A 21,550-nucleotide genomic window follows, 5' to 3' on the forward strand; every position below is an offset into this window, starting at 1 on the left:
ATAAATTAACAATTGATTGATAGAATGTCTATAAATGGTGCAGCAAATATCCTAAGATAATTTCTTAAAATTCAATCTCTTCAAAAACATTAATCTGGCGGAAATATGAATAAAAACACCCCTATTCTGGTCACTGGTGCTACAGGATATGTCGCTGGCTGGATTATTGAGCGACTGCTTAATCAAGGCCATACGGTGCACGCGACGGTGCGTGATCCATCTAACACCGAAAAAATCAAACACCTTACCGATATTGCAAAAAAATCTGAAGGAAGTATTCATTTTTTTAAAGCGGATCTTCTAAGTGAAGGTGTATTTGATGAAGCGATGCAGGGTTGTGAAATTGTGATTCATACCGCATCACCTTTTGTAATTACCAATTATAAAGATGCTGTTAAAGACATTATTGAACCCGCTGTCAATGGTACTGCAAATGTATTGGAGTCCGTCAACCGCACAGAATCTGTTAAACGTGTAGTCGTCACCTCTAGTATTGCCGCCACTTACGGCGATGCGATTGAAATTAAAGCAACATCGAATAACGAATTTGATGAAAGTTGCTGGAACAATACCAGTAATGCAACACATCAACCTTACTCTTATTCGAAGGTGGCAGCCGAACGCAAGGCATGGGAAATGGCAGATCAACAAAACCGTTGGTCACTGGTCTGTATCAATCCAGCATTGGTGATGGGGCCCTCTCTGACCGCTTCTAGCCAGTCTGGAAGTATTGAACTCTTACAACAATTTGCCAATGGTGTGACGCTATTTGGTGTACCGTCGATGTGGAATGGTATTGTTGATGTACGCGATGTGGCCGATGCTCACGTAGCTGCAGCTTTATTACCTGATGCCTCTGGACGCTATATTATTTCAGGGGGAAGTTTAAGCCTGCTAGATATGGGGAAAGCACTGACTCAACGCTTTGGCTATCGCTTTCCATTTCCTCACTTTACTGTACCTAAAACTGCTTTTTCTTTCGTCGCGCCCTTTTTAGGTTATTCACGCGAATTTGTAAAATTAAATATGGGCTATCCAATTTACTTCAATGCAAAACGTAGTCAGGAAGAACTCAACATACAATATCGTGATATCCGAGAGAGTGTTTGTGATCATTTTCAGCAATTACTTGATGATGGCGTTATTAAGAAATGGTTATAGCAATGATGTATTAGCTTGAGGTCTGTTTTTCTTCAGATTAAAACTAAGAGGCAATTTATAGACCGCCTCTTAGTTTTTTTAAATCTTATTTGATAAAGTCATCACTTATGCAATTCGCTTAGATTGGACTGATTGCAGCATGTTAAGCTGAGTATTGTGCCAAAAATGCCAGAAACTCCTGTTCATTCATCACACGAATTTGCAGTTTTTCGGCTTTATCGAGTTTACTACCCGCTTTTTCACCCGCAACGACACATTTGGTTTTACTCGATACACTACCACTTACTCGTGCCCCTAACGCTTGCAAGCGCTGAGTTGCTTCATCACGCCCCATGGTTTCCAATGTACCCGTGACCACCCAGCTTTCGCCATTAAGGGGCTGTCGGGTCGGTGCAAGCGGTGCATCCCAATGAATTCCTGCTGCCAGCAATCGATCAAGCACTTCAATATTATGCTCAGCCAAAAAGAAATCATAAATCCATTCTGCGGTGATATCACCGACATCTGGGGTTTTCTTGAGTGCTTCTATATCTGCTTGCTTTAAGGCATCTAGAGTTTGAAAGGTATTGGCCAGCATTCGTGCCGTCGTTTCACCTACCCCCCGTATTCCAAGTGCATAAATAAAACGCGCCAATGTGGTTTTTTTACTGGCTTCAATAGCATCCATTAGATTTTGTACAGACTTCTCGCCCATTTTCTCAATAGTGAGCAATTGTTCACGGTGTTCGTGCAAGTGGTAAATGTCGGCGACATCCTTAAGTAAATCAAGATGCAATAATGACTCTACCCAACGATCACCTAAACCTTCAATATCCAAGGCCTTACGCGATACAAAATGACGAATGGCTTCAATACGCTGTGCAGCACAGTATAAGCCCCCAGAACAACGTGCCAATGCTTCGCCTTCTGGCATCACCACAGGCGATGAACAAACAGGACATTGTTCTGGTAATTGCACAATTTCGGCTAGCTCTGGGCGAAATTCTGGCCAGACTTTTTCAACCTTTGGAATCACATCACCGCTTCGATAAACACTGACCCGATCGCCAACACGCACGTCTAGTCGATGAATTTCACCAATATTGTGCAATGTCACATTGGAAACGGTTACCCCACCTACAAATACAGGTTGCAAACGAGCAACTGGAGTAAGTGTCCCTGTTCGCCCTACCTGCCAATCAATATTTTCTACTGTGGTCATGGCAACTTCGGCAGGAAACTTATACGCCGTAGCCCAACGTGGTTCACGGCTTAAGAAACCAAGCTGTTGCTGCTGTTTTAAATCATCTACCTTGATGACCATGCCATCAATTTCAACCGCAAGATCAGGGCGTTCTTGCTGAATCTGTTCATAACACTGCTGTACTTCCTGAATCGAAGAACATAAAAATTGACGTTCGGCAATTTCAAAGCCAAGTTGTGTCAGCCATTGTAAGCTTTCATGCATACTTCCCAAGCCATGATGCGGCTCGCACTGGGCAATCCCATAAGCGTAAAATGCCAATGGACGTGAAGCAGCAATCGCAGGATCAAGCTGACGTAAACTCCCTGCTGCCGCATTACGCGGATTGGCAAAGGTCTTCTCGCCTTTGGCCTCATTAGCAGCATTAAGTCGCTCAAAGCCCTGTTTTGGCATGAGTACTTCGCCACGAACCTCTAAAAAGCGTGGAGTTTCAACGGAATGATGTTGTAAGTGTTTAGGTAGATTTCGAATAGTTTTGACATTTTGGGTAATATCTTCTCCTGTTTCGCCATCTCCTCGTGTTACACCACGCACCAGTACACCATTTTCATACCACAGTGAAATCGCCAGACCATCCAGTTTTAACTCGACATCATACTGAATCTGCTGATTGGGCAAACGTTCTTCAATCCGGCGTGCAAATGCAAATAAGTCTTCTTGATTAAATACATTGCCCAAGGACAACATGGGCACAGCATGGGTCACCGTTTCAAACTTGCTCAGTGCCTGACCACCAACACGGTTGGTAGGTGTATCCGCTTGAGTTAACTCAGGATACTCTGCTTCGAGTGCTTTAAGCTGATGAAACAACTGATCATATTCGTTGTCCGTAATTGATGGTTGATCCATCACATAATACGCATGATTATGCTTTGCGATCAGTTGAATCAGTTGACGCATTTGCGCAACAATATCAGCAGGCTGCATCATAAAAAAATCACCATATAAAAGGGCGGAAACGTCCGCCCTAAACTTATCTTGTTACCAGCAGTATAAAAGATTTTGACTTAAACTGATGCCTGAGATGATCGATAGTCAATCACATGATGACGCCAATGTTCTTTGAGCTGAGGCGTAAGCTCATTATTATTCTCATCATAGACCTTGCCATCAATTTCACGTGCCACTAGCCCCGCAATGCTGGCCATCATGTCAAAACCTGTCAGCGCATTATTATGTGGAAGTGCCAAGAAGAAAGCCAGCCCCTGCACTTGCTCTACTGAAAGCGCTTCAAGATCAAATCCAGCAGGCCCATTGTCAGTCATCCGTAACACAGAAAACATCAATGGACTAGGCTCATCGGTTTTTTCATAACGATGGAAACACGATAACTCGCCAAAGCGTAGGCCATATTTGAGTAACACTTTAAGTGTTTTATCACCTGACAATGCACGGCGCGGATTGGGATAGACATTCAGTGCGACAATCTGTTCCGCAGTTGCCAAAGCACTTTCATCATCAAACTGTTGCTGTTGATGTAAATGCACATCCAGCAGACTACTTTCACCATCAAAGTCTGCAATTTCTACAGTTTCCACTTCTGGATTTAAGCGCAGCTCAGGTTCCTTTTGTACTTTTGCAGTAGCATCAGGTGCAGATAGTTTTGTCTTCTCATCGGTCTCAGCCGTTTTTTCTAATTTTTCTGCCGAGTCTAATTGATCTAGTGGCACTACATCTGGATGAGTAGTTTCGGCATCAGATGTCACTTCAGCTTTTTCAGGAACCTCAATCTGGATAGATTTTTCTTCCTGCATTTTAGCCGCATCTTGCAATACTGGTTCTTTACGCTCTTGTGCTTCAGGTGTCTGAATTGGAAGCTGATCTCTCACATGTCTTGGAATGATGGGTTGATTACTTTCCGAATCGATATGTAATTCACTATCCAAAGAGGGTTCAGCGGGTATTGATCTTTTTAGCAATAGTCTTAAGCCGATAATCATAATGACAACCGCGACAACAATTCCCACAATTGTGGTGACTTCCATACTATGACTCCGTAACTAACCCGTATTCTTTTGCTTCTTCCAAATTAACCGTAACCAGTTTTGAGGTGCCAGGTTCTGGCATCGTTACTCCCAGTAAATCGGTTGCCATTGTCATTGCAAGCTTATTATGAGTAATGTAAATGAATTGTACTTGCTCAGAAAGCTCTTTTACCAAATTACAAAACCGTTGTACATTGGCATCGTCCAGTGGCGCATCAACTTCGTCTAGTACACAAAATGGTGCTGGATTGAGCCTGAATATGGCAAATACCAGCGCTAAAGCTGTTAATGCTTTTTCACCCCCAGAAAGTAACGCCAAAGAGCTATTACGTTTACCAGGAGGTCGTGCCATTAGTTTTACACCCGATTGCCAGTCATCTTCAAGACTTAAACTGGCTTCTCCGCCATTAAACACTTTTGGAAACAATTCTTGTAGCTCATGATTGACCTGGTCAAAAGTTGTCATAAACAATTTTCTGGTTTCCTGATCAATGCTTTTCATGGCATCTTTAAGCTGTGTCACTGTATTTTCCAGATCTTGCATCTGGTGAGTTAACTCTTCATAACGACCCGAAACTTCTTCATATTCTTGTGATGCAGCCAGATTGACAGCACCTAGCTTTTCAAACTGCTTTTGTGCCTTTTCAAGTTGTTGTTGATGCAATGCCAGATCTAGTGTCAGGTTTGGCTGTATCTGTGCATTTAATGCGGCCAGTTGTTCTTGATAATGCTCTAAATCTGACTTTGCAGCTTGCCATGCCAGACGTTTCTCTTCAAGATCGGCACGGACCTTCTCATCACGCTGCTCAGTTTGATGCCGCTGTTCGGTGAGATGCTGCTGCTTTTCCTGCACATGGTTCAGTTCAAGCTGCCATTCTTTCCATTTTTTTTGCAAGGTCTCGGTCTGCTGATATTGCTCAGAAAACGCTGACTCTAAGGCAGGCAATTCAAGCTGAATTGGGTCAACAAATTTCTTGGCCTGATCCATTTGCACCATAATTTGCTGTAATTGAGTTTTTAAGAAGGAAATATCTTTCTCAAGCAACTCCATTTGTTGCTGTGTCTGTGAGGTCTGACGTCTTAACAGCTCTCGTTCTTGTTGCCGCTGTTGCCAGTGCTGCAATGCATCATCTAACTGATCAGTGAGTGTCTCCCACTCAAGCTGTTGTAGCTTAAAATTTGGTAGATGGGTTTCGAGCTTAAGCTGTAAAGCATGCAGATCAATTTCCGAATCATCCCGCTGCATAGCATCTTCTTCAAGTTGAAGATCGACCTGATTTAATTGCTGTTGTAACTGTTGGTTCTGCAAAACAAATGCCTGAGCTGAAGCTTGCTTTTTAGCAACCTCTAATTCATTTTTCTGTATAGCGTGGCGTCGTTGTTTTGCATCTTGCTGTAAATCCTGAAACTGTTTTTGCTGCTCAGCAAGTTCAAGTGCTAATGTCTCAAGCTTTTTCGCAACCATATCTCGCTGTGTTTCAAGTTGGCTGTGCTCTTGTGCAATCTCGTCTAAACGAATGCGATGACTCAACATCCCATTGCTTTGACTATTCTCATCATAATCTAGCCCGATCACCCAGTCTTGCGCCAGCAAGTAACCATCAATTGTCAAAATACGTTGACCCAAAGAAAGTTTGGGCTGCAAGGTCAAAGCAATATCGAGTGTTTGTGCAATCCAGACATTGTGCCAGAGTGAAAGCTGTGGTGTTTCAATCCATTCCGATAAAGATGGCAAATCAAATACTGATTGGTCGCTAGAGCGTTGAATCTGACGAACCTGACGCGCCCGCTCCGTTTCAAATTGCTGATCGTGTTCGAGATAACTGGCTTTCAGCCATGGGCTTAATAATTTTTCAATCAGGCTGCTATATGACCTGCCCACCTCTGTGAGCTTTAAAACATTCATCAGAGGGACATCGGTGGCCTCAGATTTGATACTATTTTTGGTGACTAACTGTTCAAGATTTCTCCGCTCGGAGCCGAGAACCTTAATTTGCATCTCAAACTGCTGTAATTCAGTTTTGAATGTGATCTGTTTCTGCAAGGTGACATCTATTGCCTGTTTGAATTGTTCGAGCTGCTGTTGCTGTTGTGCAGACAGCTCTTCATCGTTGTGTAACTGCTGTTTCAGTCGTTCAAGATCTTCATGCTGAACTTGTGCTGTCACCTGACCTATTTGCTGCTGTAAGGTTTGCTTTTGCTGCTCTAAACGCTCAACAGATTTGCGCAGTTGTTCGATCTGTGCAGACATCTGCGACTTTTGTTGCTGCTGTTTTTCGATTTGTGTTTTTAACTGGTCAAACTGTTGCTGCGTTTGTTTATGCTGTGCCTGTAAATCGATGTGACGTTGTTCTGCCATCTGGGTCTGCTGTTCTGCATGGTGCAGATGTTCTACCTGTTGCTCTTGCTGCTCCTGTAAGCTTTCAAGCTGAATTTCGCTCAACTGCAAGCGCTCTTTGGTTTGCACCTTTTGCTGCTCTAACTGGGTTAAGGTCGTGCTATTTTGCTGATAGAGGCTTTGCTTTTGCTCTAGTGTCATTTTCAGCTCGGCCAGTTTCTTTTCAGCCACTTGCCATTCTGTCTGTAACGGCGTTGATTGTTGAATCAGACGCTGAAAAAGTGCACTGGTCGATTCCAGATCATGCTCAATCGTATTCAATTCGGAACGAACCAATTTAAATTGCTCACCCAGCGTATTCATCTCGATGGTATAGGTTTGTTGCAAAATTAGACTCTGGCTCGACTGAAATGAAAGTATCTCGATTTTGAGTGTTCTGATTTGCTGTTCAAGCTGCTTATACTGAACTGCCGCTTCAGATTGACGCTTTAAACTTTTGAGTTGTCCTTTCAATTCTTGCGCAATATCTTCAAGCCGTGCCAGATTTTGTTCGGTATGTTCAAGATGCTGCAAAGTTTCACGACGTCGCGCCTGATAACGGGATACCCCTGCGGCTTCTTCAATAAAGATACGCATTTCTTCGGGTTTGGCATCAATCAAACGATTGATCATGCCCTGTTCAATCACCGCATAAGAACGTGGTCCTAACCCTGTCCCCAAGAAAATATCGGTAATATCACGACGGCGGCAACGGGTTCCATTCAAGAAATATTCAGATTTTCCATCACGATTGACCTGTCTTCGTACGGCCAGTTCATTATAAGCATTATACGTACCGCCAAGTTTTCCGTATGTATTCTCAAAACGTAACTCGACACTGGCCATCCCGACAGGTTTACGCTTGGCAGTCCCTGTAAAAATAACATCTTGCATGCTACCACCGCGTAATTGCCGCGCATTGGACTCTCCCATCACCCAGCGGATGGCATCAATCACATTTGATTTACCACAGCCATTTGGCCCGACCACAGCAGTCCGATTGGCTTTAAAATGTAAAGTTGCACTGTCTGCAAATGATTTGAAGCCTGCAAGTTTTAAACTGCTTAAACGCATAATGTCCTAATCAATCCAGGAATATGAATACTCCAGCCTGTACTGAAATATAAAATGAAAGGTTATACCATTTCCTTATGTGATTTCTTCGCACATTTTATCGATTTGATGATCGACGTGAACGTCTTGCCCATGCCAATTCAATCTGTTTCATGCGCGTAAGCGACTCCAACACAAGGTTACGCAAGTGTCGGCAAAAATCTTCCATAAATAAAGTAGCTTGATGTGATTTTCGGATCAAAATAGCATCAGTCACCAGCTTAAAGAGCGCTAAAGCTTCTTGTAGCTCTCGTCGTGAGGTGTTTAAGGTCAAAAAATAACTGCGTCTTAACGAAGGCAGAAGTTCTTTATAAAATTTCATCAGATACGCATTCATGACCATATCATGTTGCTGAGCGAGATATTCAAAGATGCCGTCGTAAAATTTTTCGGTATCCCCCGCTTTGACATGCTCATTCAATTGCTCAATAAGGTGCTGAAGCTGCTCCGCTTCATGTACTCGCCAGCTCTCACTAATTTTTTGCACAATATGCCCTAACACCAGCACACTGCTATCAAATAATGCTTTTACCTGCTGAGAGGACATTTCAGAGACAATCGCTCCACGACGCGGAAATATTTCAATCAGGTGCGTTCTTTCCAGCAATAACAATGCTTCACGCACCGAGCCACGACTGACATCCAGTTCTTTGGCAATGCGCAATTCCTGAATGCGCTCTCCCTCAACCAGCTCCCCTGTAATAATCTGCTCACCAATATGTCGGGCAATTTGCTCGGACAAACTCTCTATATCATCAAGATTCATGGCTCACCTTTTTCATTATTTATTGGGCATCCTTCTGCCAATCCATCATGGTGTTCGTTATTTTTTAACTGATTTGAATCTTTCTTGACTATGTCATTGTCTAACAATTTTATTGCATTTTGAGCCAATTCACATCAAACAGGCATATCGCTCCATCTTCATGCCTGTTTTTTAATCGCGATTGAACTATCAGCATATTATTTGAAAATACCTTGATAAATAAAGTAAATTCCGACCACAGTCAGCAATCCTGAAAAACATTTTTTTAGCATGGCTGGAGAGAGTTGATGTGCAACCTTTGCACCAACTTTGGCAGTGACGAAGCTCATCAAGCTGATGCCGATAAACGCATAAATATGGATATATCCAATTGCATTGGGAACCGACACATGCTGATGATAACCAAACCACATAAAACCAAGCGCGCCTGCGACTGCAATGGGTAGGCCACAGGCGGCTGAGGTAGCAACTGCCTTTTGCATCACCACACCATTTTTATTGAGATAAGGTACAGTCAAACTACCACCACCAATTCCAAAAATCGCAGATGCAATACCAATACCTCCGCCAGCCAGAACTTGCATAGCGCGCGATGGAAGCTGTTTACTTTGATCAACTTTTACATTTGCCCCTGTAAACATCTTAAATGCAACCCAGATTGCAAACGTACCAATAATCAGTTGTAAATATTGTCCCGAAAGCAAATCTGCAATTCCTGCACCAAGCAAGGAGCCCAGGACTAAACCAGGTGCCATATTCTTAAATACACTCCAAAGTACGGCCCCTCTTTTATGATGTGCCATGACAGAACTCATAGAAGTGACAATAATCGTGGCTAAAGACGTTCCTACCGCCATATGCATAATCACTGCTGGATCATAATGTAACTGAGTAAAAACGACATACAGAATTGGAATAATAATTAACCCACCACCCACACCAAACAGGCCTGCCGCGAAACCAGCGATTGCGCCAATGGCTAAATATATGATTAACTCCATAAATAATTTTCTACTCTTCTCAGATTCAACATGGATTTAGAGACTCGTTTACTTCGCCAGCAGCTATCAGATGCCAACCAATTACCAGAAATTCTTTTACTGAAAGAAATTACGACATCGACTAATGACGATGTACGAGAGCTTGCACAAAAAGGTATTTTGACGGCATTGGTTTGCAGTAACGTTCAGACACAAGGTCGCGGACAACATCAACGGCAATGGATTTCACCGAAAGGGAATATTTATTTAAGCACACTGATCAATACCCAAACAACCTTAGATGGTCGTATGGCACTCGAAGTGGCGTTAAATATTTTACAAATGCCTGCACTTGCCAACCTTAATTTACAAGTGAAATGGCCCAACGATTTGTATAGTTTACAAGGAAAATGGGGCGGAATTCTGGTTGAACCGCTTTCTGCTACCCAAGCCATTGTTGGTGTCGGCATAAATGTCGTGACGCCAGAACATCACGACACCGATCAGGCAATCACTTCATTAACGGATTTAGGCTGTCATCAACGAGAACGAACCCATTTAATCGCACAGTTGTATCTCGCAATCCAGCAAGCCAAAGACTGGTTTGATCATGGCTGTTATCGCCTTGCTGAGCGCTTTAATCATTATGCAGCCTTCATGCATGATCATGTCCGCTTTGAGCATCATCAGGGCAATCTTAATGGGCATTTTGAAGGAATTAATCATGAGGGTGCAGTGCTAATCCGAACGCCAGAACAATTGCATCATTTTTATCAAGGCCGTATGCGCCGTATCGAAAACACTTCAGGATAAATCAATATGAAGCAATTATGGCTCGATATTGGCAATACACGGCTAAAATACTGGATTACCCAAAATGAAACGGTGATTGAACACGCTGCCGAACTGCATTTGCAATCGCCATCCGATTTACTTTTGGGCTTAATTCAGCATTTTAATCATCAAAATATTCAAAAAGTGGGCGTCTCTTCGGTTCTGGATCAACACAATAATGACCGTATTCGCAGCATCCTAAAACGGCTTCATATTCCGATGATCATGGCAAAGGTACATCAGGAATATGCTGCTCTTCGCTGTGGTTATGATCATCCCGAACAGCTCGGGATTGATCGGTGGCTTCAGGTACTTGCTGTTGCACAGCCTGATCGAAATGTATGTGTGATCGGATGTGGTACAGCGCTGACCATCGATCTGGTCAAAGGTTATCAGCATTTAGGTGGTTACATTCTGCCAAATCTATATTTGCAACGTGATGCGCTGATTCAAAACACCAAAGGCATTAAAATTCCAGATTCTGCATTTGATGATCTGGAACCTGGGCACAACACCATTGATGCTGTACATCATGGTATTTTGCTTGGCTTGGTGAGCACGATTCAAACCATCATGCAGCAGTCTCCCCAGCAGCTCGTATTGACGGGCGGAGATGCACCGTTGTTTGCCAAATTTTTACAACCTTATCATCCCCAAATTGAACCTGATTTATTACTAAAGGGCTTGCAGCATTATGTAAGGCATCAATTACCCTAGTAAAGATTCTAATATCCACGAAAAAGGCGCATCAAGCGCCTTTTTGAGTTTAACTGATGAGTTCAGCTTACTTTTTGTCGTCTTTACCACCGCCAAACAATGGACCAACGCCACCACCACCGCCAAACTGTTTTTGCAGATTGCCAAATGAACGCATCATTTTGCTCATACCAGATGGATTGGCAAATTTCTTCATCATTTTTGCCATCTGACTGTGCTGTTTAAGCAATTTATTGATTTCAGAAACATCCATACCGCAACCCGCAGCAATACGCTTTTTACGGCTTGGATTGATAATATCTGGATTCTTACGCTCTTTCGGCGTCATCGACTGAATAATGGCTTCCATTTTCTTGACTTGTTTTTCAGGATTCGCCTGTTCAAGTGCCTGCTGGATCCCTGAGTTGCTCATGCCTGGAAGTTTATCCAGAAAGCCCATCATGCCGCCCATTTTTTTCATTTGCTCAAATTGCATCAGCATGTCTTCCAAGTTGAAAGTACCGCCTTTTTGCAATTTTTTCGCCATTTTTTCGGCTTTTTCTTTGTCGATTTTGCGCTCGACTTCTTCCACAAGTGACAATACGTCACCCATACCAAGAATACGCTGTGCGATACGTTCGGGATGGAACGGCTCAAGAGCATCCAGCTTCTCGCCCATCCCCAAGAACTTAATCGGTTTACCAGTAATTGCACGAACAGAAAGTGCTGCACCACCGCGTGCATCACCATCAGTTTTGGTCAGAATCACACCCGTCAATGGTAAGGCATCGTTAAATGCTTTCGCGGTATTGGCAGCATCCTGCCCCGTCATGGCATCAACCACAAACAAGGTTTCTGTCGGTTTGATTGAGGCATGTAATTCTTTAATTTCGCCCATCATGTCTTCATCGACATGTAGACGGCCTGCGGTATCGACAATCAGCACATCGGCAAACTGGATTTTGGCTTGCTCAATGGCACGGTTGGCAATATCAATCGGCTTTTCATTGGCATTCGATTCAAAGAACATCGCGCCAACTTCTGCCGCAACAGTTTGTAACTGTTTAATCGCTGCAGGACGATAAACGTCGGCAGAGACCATCGCGACTTTTTTCTTTTGTCGTTCTTGTAAAAATCGTGCAAGCTTTGCAGCTGTGGTGGTTTTACCTGCACCTTGCAAACCTGCAAGCAAGACCACTACAGGTGGCTTTGCCGCGAGATCAAGGCTTTCATTGGCCTCACCCATCATTTTGGTCAATTCGTCATGCACAATTTTGACGAATGCCTGCCCAGGGGAAAGCTGAGTCATGACTTCCTGACCCAATGCCTGTTCCTTAACTTTCGCGATAAATTCACGAGTTACAGGTAACGCAACATCAGCTTCAAGAAGTGCCATACGTACTTCACGTAAGGTATCTTTAATATTGTCTTCGGTTAGCTGCCCTGAGCCAGTAACATTTCTTAAACTCTGCGTGAGTCGTTCTGTTAAGGTATCAAACATTGCAAAATCCGCTAAAAATGGCCAGTTGCAAAAAAATCTTTCTCAAAATAGAAAATTTATGCATAAGATGCTATAGGATACTGTAGTTCGCCGCGAATTTATATCTCATCTAGATGAATATTCTCAATCCCAAAAAAGGTTTGACATGATCAGTCTCCCGTTGGCTTATACCATTTTGGCTCTTATTGCATATACAACATCATTTTGGTATCTGTTTATGCACTTAATGTCAAAACGTGATCCCAACTATTGGTTTATTGGACTTGTACTCGGTTTAGGTCTGCTTTTACATACGGGCGTGTTGTATAACAACATGATGACCCCAATTGGCATCAATTACGATGTCTTTAACCTGATATCATTTACTTCAGGGCTGATGCTGTTATTAAGTCTACTATTTAGTACCTTTCGTCCTGTACTCGCATTAAACCTGATTGGTATTCCTGTCGCAGCAACGGGACTTATTCTTGGCTATGCTTTTAGCCGTCCAGACCAGTATATTGAGCAGCATTCGCTGGGTTTAGATGCACATATTATTTTATCACTTTCAGCCTATGCCGTTCTGCTCATGGCTACCATTCATGCAATTTTGCTTTGGTTTCAAGATCGCGAGCTGAAGAAGAAACAAAAACACCGTTTCTGGGTCAACCTACTTCCGCCATTTCAGGCCATGGAATCCCTGTTATTTGATTTATTACGCACAGGGTTTGCATTACTCACCATTGCTCTGATTTTTGGTTTTTTCACTGTAGATAATTTCCTGAGCCAACATCTGGCCCATAAAACCGTGTTTAGTATTATTTCATGGTTTATTTATGGTTCTCTTTTAATTGGGCATACCAAATTTGGCTGGCGTGGTCAAAAAGCGATTCGCTTTACCCTCATGGGTTTTATCTTACTGGCGATTGGCTTTATTGGCAGCAAAATGATTCTTGAATTAATTTTGGGTAAATAAAAAACGGTTCAGTTGATTATTCTTTTCATATGATGATGCATCTACTTTAATTCTCCAAAAGTAAATCGAATGAAGAAGAAATCTCAAACTGGACATCTCAGATAAAAATGCGTATAACGCTCAGGTTTATTTAGCCCAGTCAGGTAATACACGTTGAAACTTATTCTTGCACCAATGGAAGGCTTGACCGATCCAATCATGCGTGATGTTCTTACGCATGTCGGAAGTTTCGACTGGTGCGTTACAGAGTTTATTCGTGTGACTGATAGCGTATTGCCTGATCATGTTTATTACACCTACTGCCCTGAGCTTAAAAATAACGGTAAAACTGCTGCTGGTACGCCAGTTCATGTTCAGTTTTTAGGGAACAATCCCGATATGCTGGCTGCCAATGCCGAAAAAGTGGTGGCTTTGGGCGCACCAGCGATTGATCTGAATTTTGGCTGCCCTGCAAAAACCGTAAACCGACATCGTGGTGGCTCAATCCTACTTGATGAGCCTGATGTCGTGCATCTACTCGTAAAAGCTGTGCGTGATGCCGTACCTGCACATATCCCAGTGTCTGCAAAAATGCGTCTGGGTTATCTCGATGAAAATCACACCATGGACAATGCTTATGCAATACAGGAAGCTGGTGCAAACTGGTTGACGGTTCATGCGCGGACCAAAGCAGATGGTTATACGCCGCCTGCATATTGGGAAAAAATACAGCCGATTAAAGATGCCTTAAGCATCAATGTGATTGCCAATGGTGAAATCTGGACCAATCAAGATGCAAAAGCCTGTCAGCAGCAATCTGGCTGTGAAGATTTGATGATTGGCCGTGGTGCAGTCACCACGCCTGACCTTACTCTGTGCATCCGTCAAAATGTGGATGAAGCCTTAATGAATTGGGCCGCTTTGATTGAACTACAACAGCGCTTTTTAAATGGTGAATATAAAACAGAAATTGGCATGATTGGCCGTTATAAACAATGGCTAGGTATGATGACCAAAGCCTATCCTGAAGCCAAACAGCTTTGGGATGAGATTAAACGCATCAAAAACCTAGACGAAATTTTATTGAAACTTGGTCGCTCATCATAATTTTTGATTCAGCCTCATCAAAAGCAAAACTTTCTACAAAAAACCGAAAATATGGTATTTCCTTAGAATTTCTTGATCATTTCAACCTTTAAAAAAAGAAATCAGGTCAATTACATAATTTTTTATTTATAAAATATTTATTTATTTTCAATACCTTAAATTTTTTATTCTATTTACATAAATTGCTTAGATGTTTTTATTGTATTTACCAGCAATTTTTTTTACCAGTGAGTCTACCTTGGGCATTTACTCGTCAGCGAATTGTGCTATTTTTGTTGCACAGCGTTACTATTTATATTTCGATGGTTAATCGAATAAAGAAATGCTTATAACACTCAGTTCTAAGATAGAACTGCATAATAAAATCTTGATGTTCAAGGAAAGATTAAAATGAAATTAAAACATTTAAGTACAGCAATCATTTTGGCAACTCTACCAGCAACAGGCGTTTTTGCTGCGGCATTAGACCGTTCTGGACAGTCAATGTCTGCATTTTTGCAACCAGGAAACTACTTTGAAGCAGGTCTTTCCGTTTTAGATCCTGATGTATCGGGTAAAGAAGCTGGAAGTAGTACAACTCGTCGTAATATCAATGATATGGCAGATGATTATTTATTTCCAAACGCTGCATTAAAACTGCAGCTTACAGATAAATTTTCTTTTGGATTGCTCTATGATCAACCATTTGGCGCGAAAGCAGAATATTCTGGAAATAATGTTTTTGTATCAAATCCAGGTAATGATACTGTATTGCCACAAGCTTTGATTAATAATTTAGTTCAAACTAAAGTTCAAAGTTATTTAGAATCGACAACTGGACAACAACAAATAGCTGCACTTATTCAAGGTGGAGCGACTCAACAGCAAGCAATAACTCAAGTTACCCAAGGTTTTCTTAGCAGCCCACAAGTCGTTGGTCTACAACAAGGTTTGGCGGCTGCCAATTCAGCCTTAGGTAGAGGTAATACTCAAGTAGAAGTAGATACTCAAAACCTTTCTATGGTTTTAGGATACCAACCAACTCAAAACTGGAATATTTATGCGGGACCTGTGTACCAAACCGTTAAAGGGAATGTCAGTCTAAGAGGTCAGGCTTATAGTCTATATAATGGTTACGATGCAAACATTAAAGAAACTGGTGGTGTTGGCTGGCTTGCGGGTTTTGCGTATCAAATTCCAGAAATTGCTTTAAAGGCGTCTCTGACATATAGATCAGAAATAGATCATAAAGTTAATATCAATGAAAATCTTGCTATTCAGTCTGTTATAGATGCTAATCCAGCATTATTAACTGGACTTGGAGTATCAGCAGATAAACTTGCTGCAATCAACAGCAATGGTAAAACCACGATTACTACTCCACAGTCTGTCAATTTAGATTTTCAGACAGGGATCATGGCCAATACCGTTGCATTTGCCAATGTGCGTTGGGTCAACTGGAAAGATTTTTCAATTCGTCCTTATAAATTTGGCAAGGTCTCTGAAGCAGTCGGCCCTCTCATTGGTCGCTCTAATGGCTTTAATCTGGTTGAATACTCGAAAGATCAATGGTCTGCAAATGTGGGGGTAGGCCGTAAGCTTAATGAGCAATGGGCAGGTAATGTTTCTGTAGGCTGGGATTCTGGTGCAGGTAACCCTGTAACCACACTTGGCCCAACCGAAGGCTACTGGAATGTCGGCCTTGGCGTGCAATATAGCCCTGCACCAAACTACTTTATCGCAGGTGGGGTTAAATACTTCTGGTTAGGTGATGCCAAAGCACAAACGGGTGCACAGGCTGGAAGCAGTGATTATGTCGCAGAGTTTAGTGACAATCACGCTATCGCCTACGGTATGAAAATTGGCTACAAGTTCTAGGCTGGATTCAAATAAAAAAGGCGCATTTAGCGCCTTTTTTATTATTCAGTTTTTACGCCGGAATATCGCGCTGTGAAACTGCACGAATCGCTTCTTTGAGTGCATCATAACCATGGATTGCTGGAAATTGTGGGAATTCAGCAATGACATTTTCAGGCGCATCAAACAGGAACCCATGATCAGCTTCGCCTAGCATGGTTGTATCATTGTATGAATCCCCTGCTGCAATGACACGGAAGTTTAAACCATGTAATGCTTTAACAGCTTCACGTTTCTGATCTGGCTGGCGAAGTTTGTAGGCAGTGATCATCCCCTGCTCATCTGACTTAAGCTTGTGACAGAAAATGGTAGGCCAGCCCAGTTGTTGCATTAATGGGTGTGCAAATTCATAGAAAGTATCAGATAAAATAATCAGTTGAAAATGTGTGCGAACCCACTCAACAAACTCTTTAGCGCCTGGTAATGGTCCCATATCTGCAATAACAGCCTGAATATCATTTAAACCTAAGCCGTGTTGCTTTAAAATATTGAGACGCTGAGTCATCAAAACATCGTAATCTGGAATATCACGTGTCGTTGCTTCAAGTTCCTTGATTCCTGTTTTTTTTGCAAAATTAATCCATATTTCTGGAACTAAAACACCTTCAAGATCAAGACATACGATTTCCATGGAAGACTCCAACTGTCAGTTTTAAAAATGGATGTATAATAGCATTAAGATTATTCAAATTGCGCTGCTGTTTGATAAATCATCATGATTGAAAGTGCGTGAAATAGATTGATCGCACTTTTATTTCGTATAAATTAGAACCTTTATAATTTACTGCGCTATATAATACGCATCCAAGCCTCTTGCCAGGAGCATTTATGACCGCCATTCCTACCATTGATTTGGTTGATGCACTTAATACAGAGTATGCAGACAAGTATCCGACCGAGATTCTTGAGCTTGCTCTGAATCAAGAAGGTGAAATTGCCATTTCATTTTCTGGTGCAGAAGATGTAGTACTCATTGATATGGCCTCACGTTTACGTAAGCCGTTTCGTGTTTTTAGTCTGGATACAGGACGTTTACATCCAGAGACTTATCAATTCATTGAAACTGTCCGCAAACATTATAATATCGAGATCGAAATCTGTTTTCCCGAAGCTGAAACAGTTCAAAACTTCGTAAAAGAAAAAGGATTGTTTAGCTTCTTTGAAGATGGTCATTCCGAATGTTGTGGTATTCGAAAAGTACAGCCACTTCGTAAAAAACTGGCAACATTAGATGGCTGGATCACAGGTCAACGTAAAGATCAAAGCCCTGGTACTCGTAATGAAATTCCAGTTGTTCAGGCAGATGCAGGTTTTTCAGGCCCAGGAAAACAGTTAATCAAGTATAATCCGCTTGCCAACTGGTCAAGTGCAGATGTATGGAATTATATTCGTATGATGGAAATTCCGTATAATCCATTGCACGAGCGTGGTTTTGTTTCGATTGGCTGTGAACCATGTACTCGCCCTGTTTTGCCCAACCAGCATGAACGTGAAGGTCGTTGGTGGTGGGAAGAAGCGACTAAAAAAGAATGTGGCCTACATGCAGGCAACTTAAATAAATAATTTAAAAAAAACCACTGTTATTGCAGTGGTTTTTTTTATGTACTCGCTATTCAGTATAATTCGTTAGATTTATGTTGATTAATAACGATATACTCAATACTCGGTTCTATAATTCTAAAAACATAGCTCATAAAGGGTTATTAATATCTTTGCAGTGAGGCAATCCACGCTATGCGCCCATTACATCCGATTGATTTTATATTCCTGTCACTAGAAAAAAGACAACAGCCTATGCATGTAGGTGGTTTATTTTTGTTTCAGATTCCTGATAACGCCCCAGACACCTTTATTCAAGATCTGGTGAATGATATCCGGATATCAAAATCAATCCCTGTTCCACCATTCAACAATAAACTGAATGGGCTTTTTTGGGATGAAGATGAAGAGTTTGATTTAGATCATCATTTTCGTCATATTGCACTGCCTCATCCTGGTCGTATTCGTGAATTGCTTATTTATATTTCACAAGAGCACAGTACGCTGCTAGATCGGGCAAAGCCCTTGTGGACCTGCAATATTATTGAAGGAATTGAAGGCAATCGTTTTGCCATGTACTTCAAAATTCACCATGCGATGGTCGATGGCGTTGCTGGTATGCGGTTAATTGAAAAATCACTCTCCCATGATGTAACAGAAAAAAGTATCGTGCCACCTTGGTGTGTTGAGGGAAAACGTGCAAAGCGCTTAAGAGAACCTAAAACAGGTAAAATTAAGAAAATCATGTCTGGTATTAAGAGTCAGCTTCAGGCGACACCCACAGTCATTCAAGAGCTTTCTCAGACAGTATTTAAAGATATTGGACGTAATCCTGATCATGTTTCAAGCTTTCAGGCGCCTTGTTCTATTTTGAATCAGCGTGTGAGCTCATCGCGACGTTTTGCAGCACAGTCTTTTGACCTAGATCGTTTTCGTAATATTGCCAAATCGTTGAATGTGACCATTAATGATGTTGTACTAGCGGTATGTTCTGGTGCATTACGTGCGTATTTGATGAGTCATAATAGTTTGCCTTCAAAACCATTAATTGCCATGGTTCCAGCCTCTATTCGCAATGACGATTCAGATGTCAGCAACCGTATTACGATGATTCTGGCAAATTTGGCAACCCACAAAGATGATCCTTTACAACGTCTTGAAATTATCCGCCGTAGTGTTCAAAACTCAAAGCAACGCTTCAAACGTATGACCAGCGATCAGATTCTAAATTATAGTGCTGTCGTATATGGCCCTGCAGGACTCAACATAATTTCTGGCATGATGCCAAAACGCCAAGCCTTCAATCTGGTTATTTCCAATGTGCCTGGCCCAAGAGAGCCACTTTACTGGAATGGTGCCAAACTTGATGCACTCTACCCAGCTTCAATTGTATTAGACGGTCAAGCATTGAATATTACAATGACCAGTTATTTAGATAAACTTGAAGTTGGTTTGATTGCATGCCGTAATGCATTGCCAAGAATGCAGAATTTACTGACACATTTAGAAGAAGAAATTCAACTATTTGAAGGCGTAATTGCAAAGCAGGAAGATATTAAAACAGCCAATTAAAAACAATAAACTTGATTTTTTAATTTATCAGATAAAACTAAAGGGCTAAATTAGCCCTTTAGTTTTTAACAGTACGACACTGTTTAAGTAATTGATGACACACATGATGAACCATTGCAGTCGTGATCTGGATTTCTTTACCTTGATCATTGACCATATAACAAGAATTGGCAGTTTTGTTATCAACCATATGCGTTGAACCTTGAGCTAGTATTCTTTCACTTACATTCATGCGAGATACCCCGTTATTTGCTAAGACTAATATGGGAGAAAAGTCTTTGGCTATGTTGTGTACCTAGTATTGAAAATTCGCCAATAAAAGTAAAATTTCAGTTGTAACAAGGATTAAGCGAAATTTTGTTACAACTTTAACTCAAAATGATGTCATATTGCTCTTGCGTGTATAAATTTTCGACTTGAAATTTTATGACCCGATTAATGAAATGCTCAAGATCCGCGACTGCTGGTGCTTCTGCCGTCAACAGGCGATCAATTACAGATGGATGCGCAACAACAGTAAAGCCACTCTGTGATTCAAAAGCTCGCGTATAACGTAAAATTTCACGAAATATCTCGTAACAAACCGTCTCTGCTGTTTTAACATAGCCACGGCCCTGACAGGTTGGACACGACTCACACAGCAAATGTTCCAATGATTCACGCGTTCGTTTACGTGTCATTTCAACCAGGCCCAGTTCAGATACTTGGGTAATCTTGGTTTTGGCATGATCACGTTCCAGCATTTTCTGAAACTGTTTCATCACTTCTTCGCGATGCGTTGCTTCTTGCATATCGATGAAGTCAATGATGATGATCCCACCCAAATTACGTAACCGTAATTGGCGTGCAATGACCTGTGTTGCCTCCATATTGGTTTTAAATACAGTATCTTCGAGGGTTCGTCCACCCACATAAGAACCCGTATTCACATCAATCGTGGTCATGGCTTCGGTCTGGTCGATCATCAAATAACCACCAGATTTCAAGGCAACACGTGTTTGTAATGCTTTTTGAATATCCTCTTCGACATTATATAAATCAAAAAGTGGGCGCTCACCCGGATAATGAATGAGACGATTTTGAATATTCGGTACAAACTCATCAATAAATTCTTTTAATTTGGCATGTATTTCACGCGAATCGACATAAATTTTGGTCATGTCTTCACTAGCCAAATCACGAATGACGCGTTGTGGCAGTGGCAATTCTTCAAAAATCAAGCTAGGCACAATCGCCTGCTTTTCTTTACGCTGGATAAATTCCCACAATTTTGCCAGATAGCACATATCCTGCTCAATTGAGGCTTCATCAATACCTTCTGCTGCGGTACGTACAATCACGCTGCCAGGAAGCTTGTGTTCGACCTGTATACGTTCAATAATGCCGCGCAGGCGCTCTCTTTCCTCCTCGGCTTCAATACGCTGTGACACGCCAATATGGTGTCCGTAAGGCATCATCACTAAATAACGCGAAGGAATCGAGAGATCGGTACTAAGACGTGCGCCTTTGGTTCCAAGCATATCCTTCATGACTTGAACCGTCAGAATTTGGCCTGGATGCAATAATTCATAGACATTTGGCGTAGGCTGAGAGCGAGGCCAGACCATGTCATTGATATGGAGAAAAGCCGTTCGCGACAAGCCAATATCAACAAAAGCAGCTTGCATACCTGGCAATACACGGACAACTTTCCCCATGTAAATGTTACCGACCAGACCGCGTTTGACCGTACGCTCAACGAACAGTTCATTCACTGTTCCATTCTGAATTAATGCCACCCGACACTCCATAGGTGTGACATTAATGAGTAATTCATCCGACATAAAAAAACTCAAATTGTTATAAA

The 21,550-nt window shown here is 41.8% G+C and carries 17 protein-coding genes; 8 read left to right on the forward strand and 9 right to left on the reverse strand.

Translation table 11 applies throughout. The features are described 5' to 3' along the window. Nucleotides 1–105: 105 nt before the first annotated feature. Nucleotides 106–1,161: an SDR family oxidoreductase gene (locus F952_RS03400; protein ID WP_004922201.1), complete on the forward strand. Its 1,056-nt coding sequence runs from the start codon at nt 106–108 to the stop codon at nt 1,159–1,161. A 142-nt stretch (nt 1,162–1,303) separates the two neighbouring features. On the opposite strand, the gene ligA is transcribed toward F952_RS03400, so the two are convergent. The 5 genes from ligA to F952_RS03425 form a co-directional block, all read right to left on the reverse strand. Then, a complete protein-coding gene (gene ligA / locus F952_RS03405; RefSeq protein WP_004922204.1) occupies nt 1,304–3,334 on the reverse strand; it encodes an NAD-dependent DNA ligase LigA in 2,031 nt (676 codons plus the stop codon). A gap of 77 nt (nt 3,335–3,411) precedes the next feature. After that, nucleotides 3,412–4,389 (reverse strand): cell division protein ZipA C-terminal FtsZ-binding domain-containing protein, encoded by a 978-nt coding sequence (locus F952_RS03410; protein WP_004922207.1) that lies wholly within the window; start codon nt 4,387–4,389, stop codon nt 3,412–3,414. A 1-nt stretch (nt 4,390) separates the two neighbouring features. Further along, on the reverse strand, nt 4,391–7,840 hold the full coding sequence (gene smc / locus F952_RS03415; protein WP_004922209.1) for a chromosome segregation protein SMC: 3,450 nt from the start codon (nt 7,838–7,840) through the stop codon (nt 4,391–4,393). 97 nt (nt 7,841–7,937) lie between these two features. After that, nucleotides 7,938–8,645 (reverse strand): GntR family transcriptional regulator, encoded by a 708-nt coding sequence (locus F952_RS03420; protein WP_004922211.1) that lies wholly within the window; start codon nt 8,643–8,645, stop codon nt 7,938–7,940. Nucleotides 8,646–8,842: 197 nt separating this feature from the next. Next, nucleotides 8,843–9,646 carry a sulfite exporter TauE/SafE family protein gene (locus tag F952_RS03425; protein ID WP_004922214.1) on the reverse strand — a complete coding sequence of 268 codons (804 nt, stop codon included), beginning with the start codon at nt 9,644–9,646 and terminating at the stop codon, nt 8,843–8,845. A 30-nt stretch (nt 9,647–9,676) separates the two neighbouring features. On the opposite strand from F952_RS03425, the gene F952_RS03430 reads away from it, so the two are divergent. Continuing rightward, nucleotides 9,677–10,438 carry a biotin--[acetyl-CoA-carboxylase] ligase gene (locus F952_RS03430; RefSeq protein ID WP_004922217.1) on the forward strand — a complete coding sequence of 254 codons (762 nt, stop codon included), beginning with the start codon at nt 9,677–9,679 and terminating at the stop codon, nt 10,436–10,438. 6 nt (nt 10,439–10,444) lie between these two features. Then, nucleotides 10,445–11,176, forward strand: a complete 732-nt coding sequence (locus F952_RS03435) for a pantothenate kinase (RefSeq protein WP_004922219.1) — start codon at nt 10,445–10,447, stop codon at nt 11,174–11,176. A 67-nt stretch (nt 11,177–11,243) separates the two neighbouring features. Here the strand turns inward: F952_RS03435 and ffh are convergent, their stop codons facing one another. Further along, a complete protein-coding gene (gene ffh, locus F952_RS03440) occupies nt 11,244–12,656 on the reverse strand; it encodes a signal recognition particle protein (RefSeq protein WP_004922222.1) in 1,413 nt (470 codons plus the stop codon). 145 nt (nt 12,657–12,801) lie between these two features. On the opposite strand from ffh, the gene F952_RS03445 reads away from it, so the two are divergent. From F952_RS03445 to F952_RS03455, 3 genes are all read left to right on the forward strand, one after another. After that, a complete protein-coding gene (locus tag F952_RS03445) occupies nt 12,802–13,611 on the forward strand; it encodes a cytochrome C assembly family protein (protein ID WP_004922224.1) in 810 nt (269 codons plus the stop codon). Nucleotides 13,612–13,764: 153 nt separating this feature from the next. Then, complete coding sequence (locus tag F952_RS03450; protein ID WP_011182148.1) at nt 13,765–14,697, forward strand: tRNA dihydrouridine synthase; 933 nt, start codon at nt 13,765–13,767, stop codon at nt 14,695–14,697. Nucleotides 14,698–15,087: 390 nt separating this feature from the next. After that, complete coding sequence (locus tag F952_RS03455) at nt 15,088–16,554, forward strand: outer membrane protein transport protein (RefSeq protein ID WP_004922232.1); 1,467 nt, start codon at nt 15,088–15,090, stop codon at nt 16,552–16,554. 52 nt (nt 16,555–16,606) lie between these two features. Here the strand turns inward: F952_RS03455 and thrH are convergent, their stop codons facing one another. Continuing rightward, nucleotides 16,607–17,224 carry a bifunctional phosphoserine phosphatase/homoserine phosphotransferase ThrH gene (gene thrH / locus F952_RS03460; protein ID WP_004922234.1) on the reverse strand — a complete coding sequence of 206 codons (618 nt, stop codon included), beginning with the start codon at nt 17,222–17,224 and terminating at the stop codon, nt 16,607–16,609. Nucleotides 17,225–17,421: 197 nt separating this feature from the next. Between thrH and F952_RS03465 the strand changes: the two genes are divergently transcribed. Then, entirely contained in the window at nt 17,422–18,156 is a 735-nt protein-coding gene (locus tag F952_RS03465; RefSeq protein ID WP_004922236.1) for a phosphoadenylyl-sulfate reductase, read from the forward strand. A gap of 171 nt (nt 18,157–18,327) precedes the next feature. After that, the gene (gene dgaT / locus F952_RS03470) at nt 18,328–19,704 is read left to right on the forward strand and encodes a bifunctional wax ester synthase/diacylglycerol acyltransferase (RefSeq protein ID WP_004922247.1); all 1,377 of its coding nucleotides are present in this window, start codon (nt 18,328–18,330) and stop codon (nt 19,702–19,704) included. Nucleotides 19,705–19,762: 58 nt separating this feature from the next. On the opposite strand, the gene F952_RS16925 is transcribed toward dgaT, so the two are convergent. Further along, nucleotides 19,763–19,936 carry a PA1571 family protein gene (locus F952_RS16925; protein ID WP_011182145.1) on the reverse strand — a complete coding sequence of 58 codons (174 nt, stop codon included), beginning with the start codon at nt 19,934–19,936 and terminating at the stop codon, nt 19,763–19,765. Nucleotides 19,937–20,072: 136 nt separating this feature from the next. Further along, nucleotides 20,073–21,527: a ribonuclease G gene (gene rng / locus F952_RS03475; protein ID WP_004922253.1), complete on the reverse strand. Its 1,455-nt coding sequence runs from the start codon at nt 21,525–21,527 to the stop codon at nt 20,073–20,075. Between the last annotated feature and the right edge of the window lie 23 nt (nt 21,528–21,550).

It is taken from the genome of Acinetobacter baylyi DSM 14961 = CIP 107474, assembly GCF_000368685.1.
Taxonomy (GTDB): Bacteria; Pseudomonadota; Gammaproteobacteria; order Pseudomonadales; family Moraxellaceae; genus Acinetobacter; species Acinetobacter baylyi.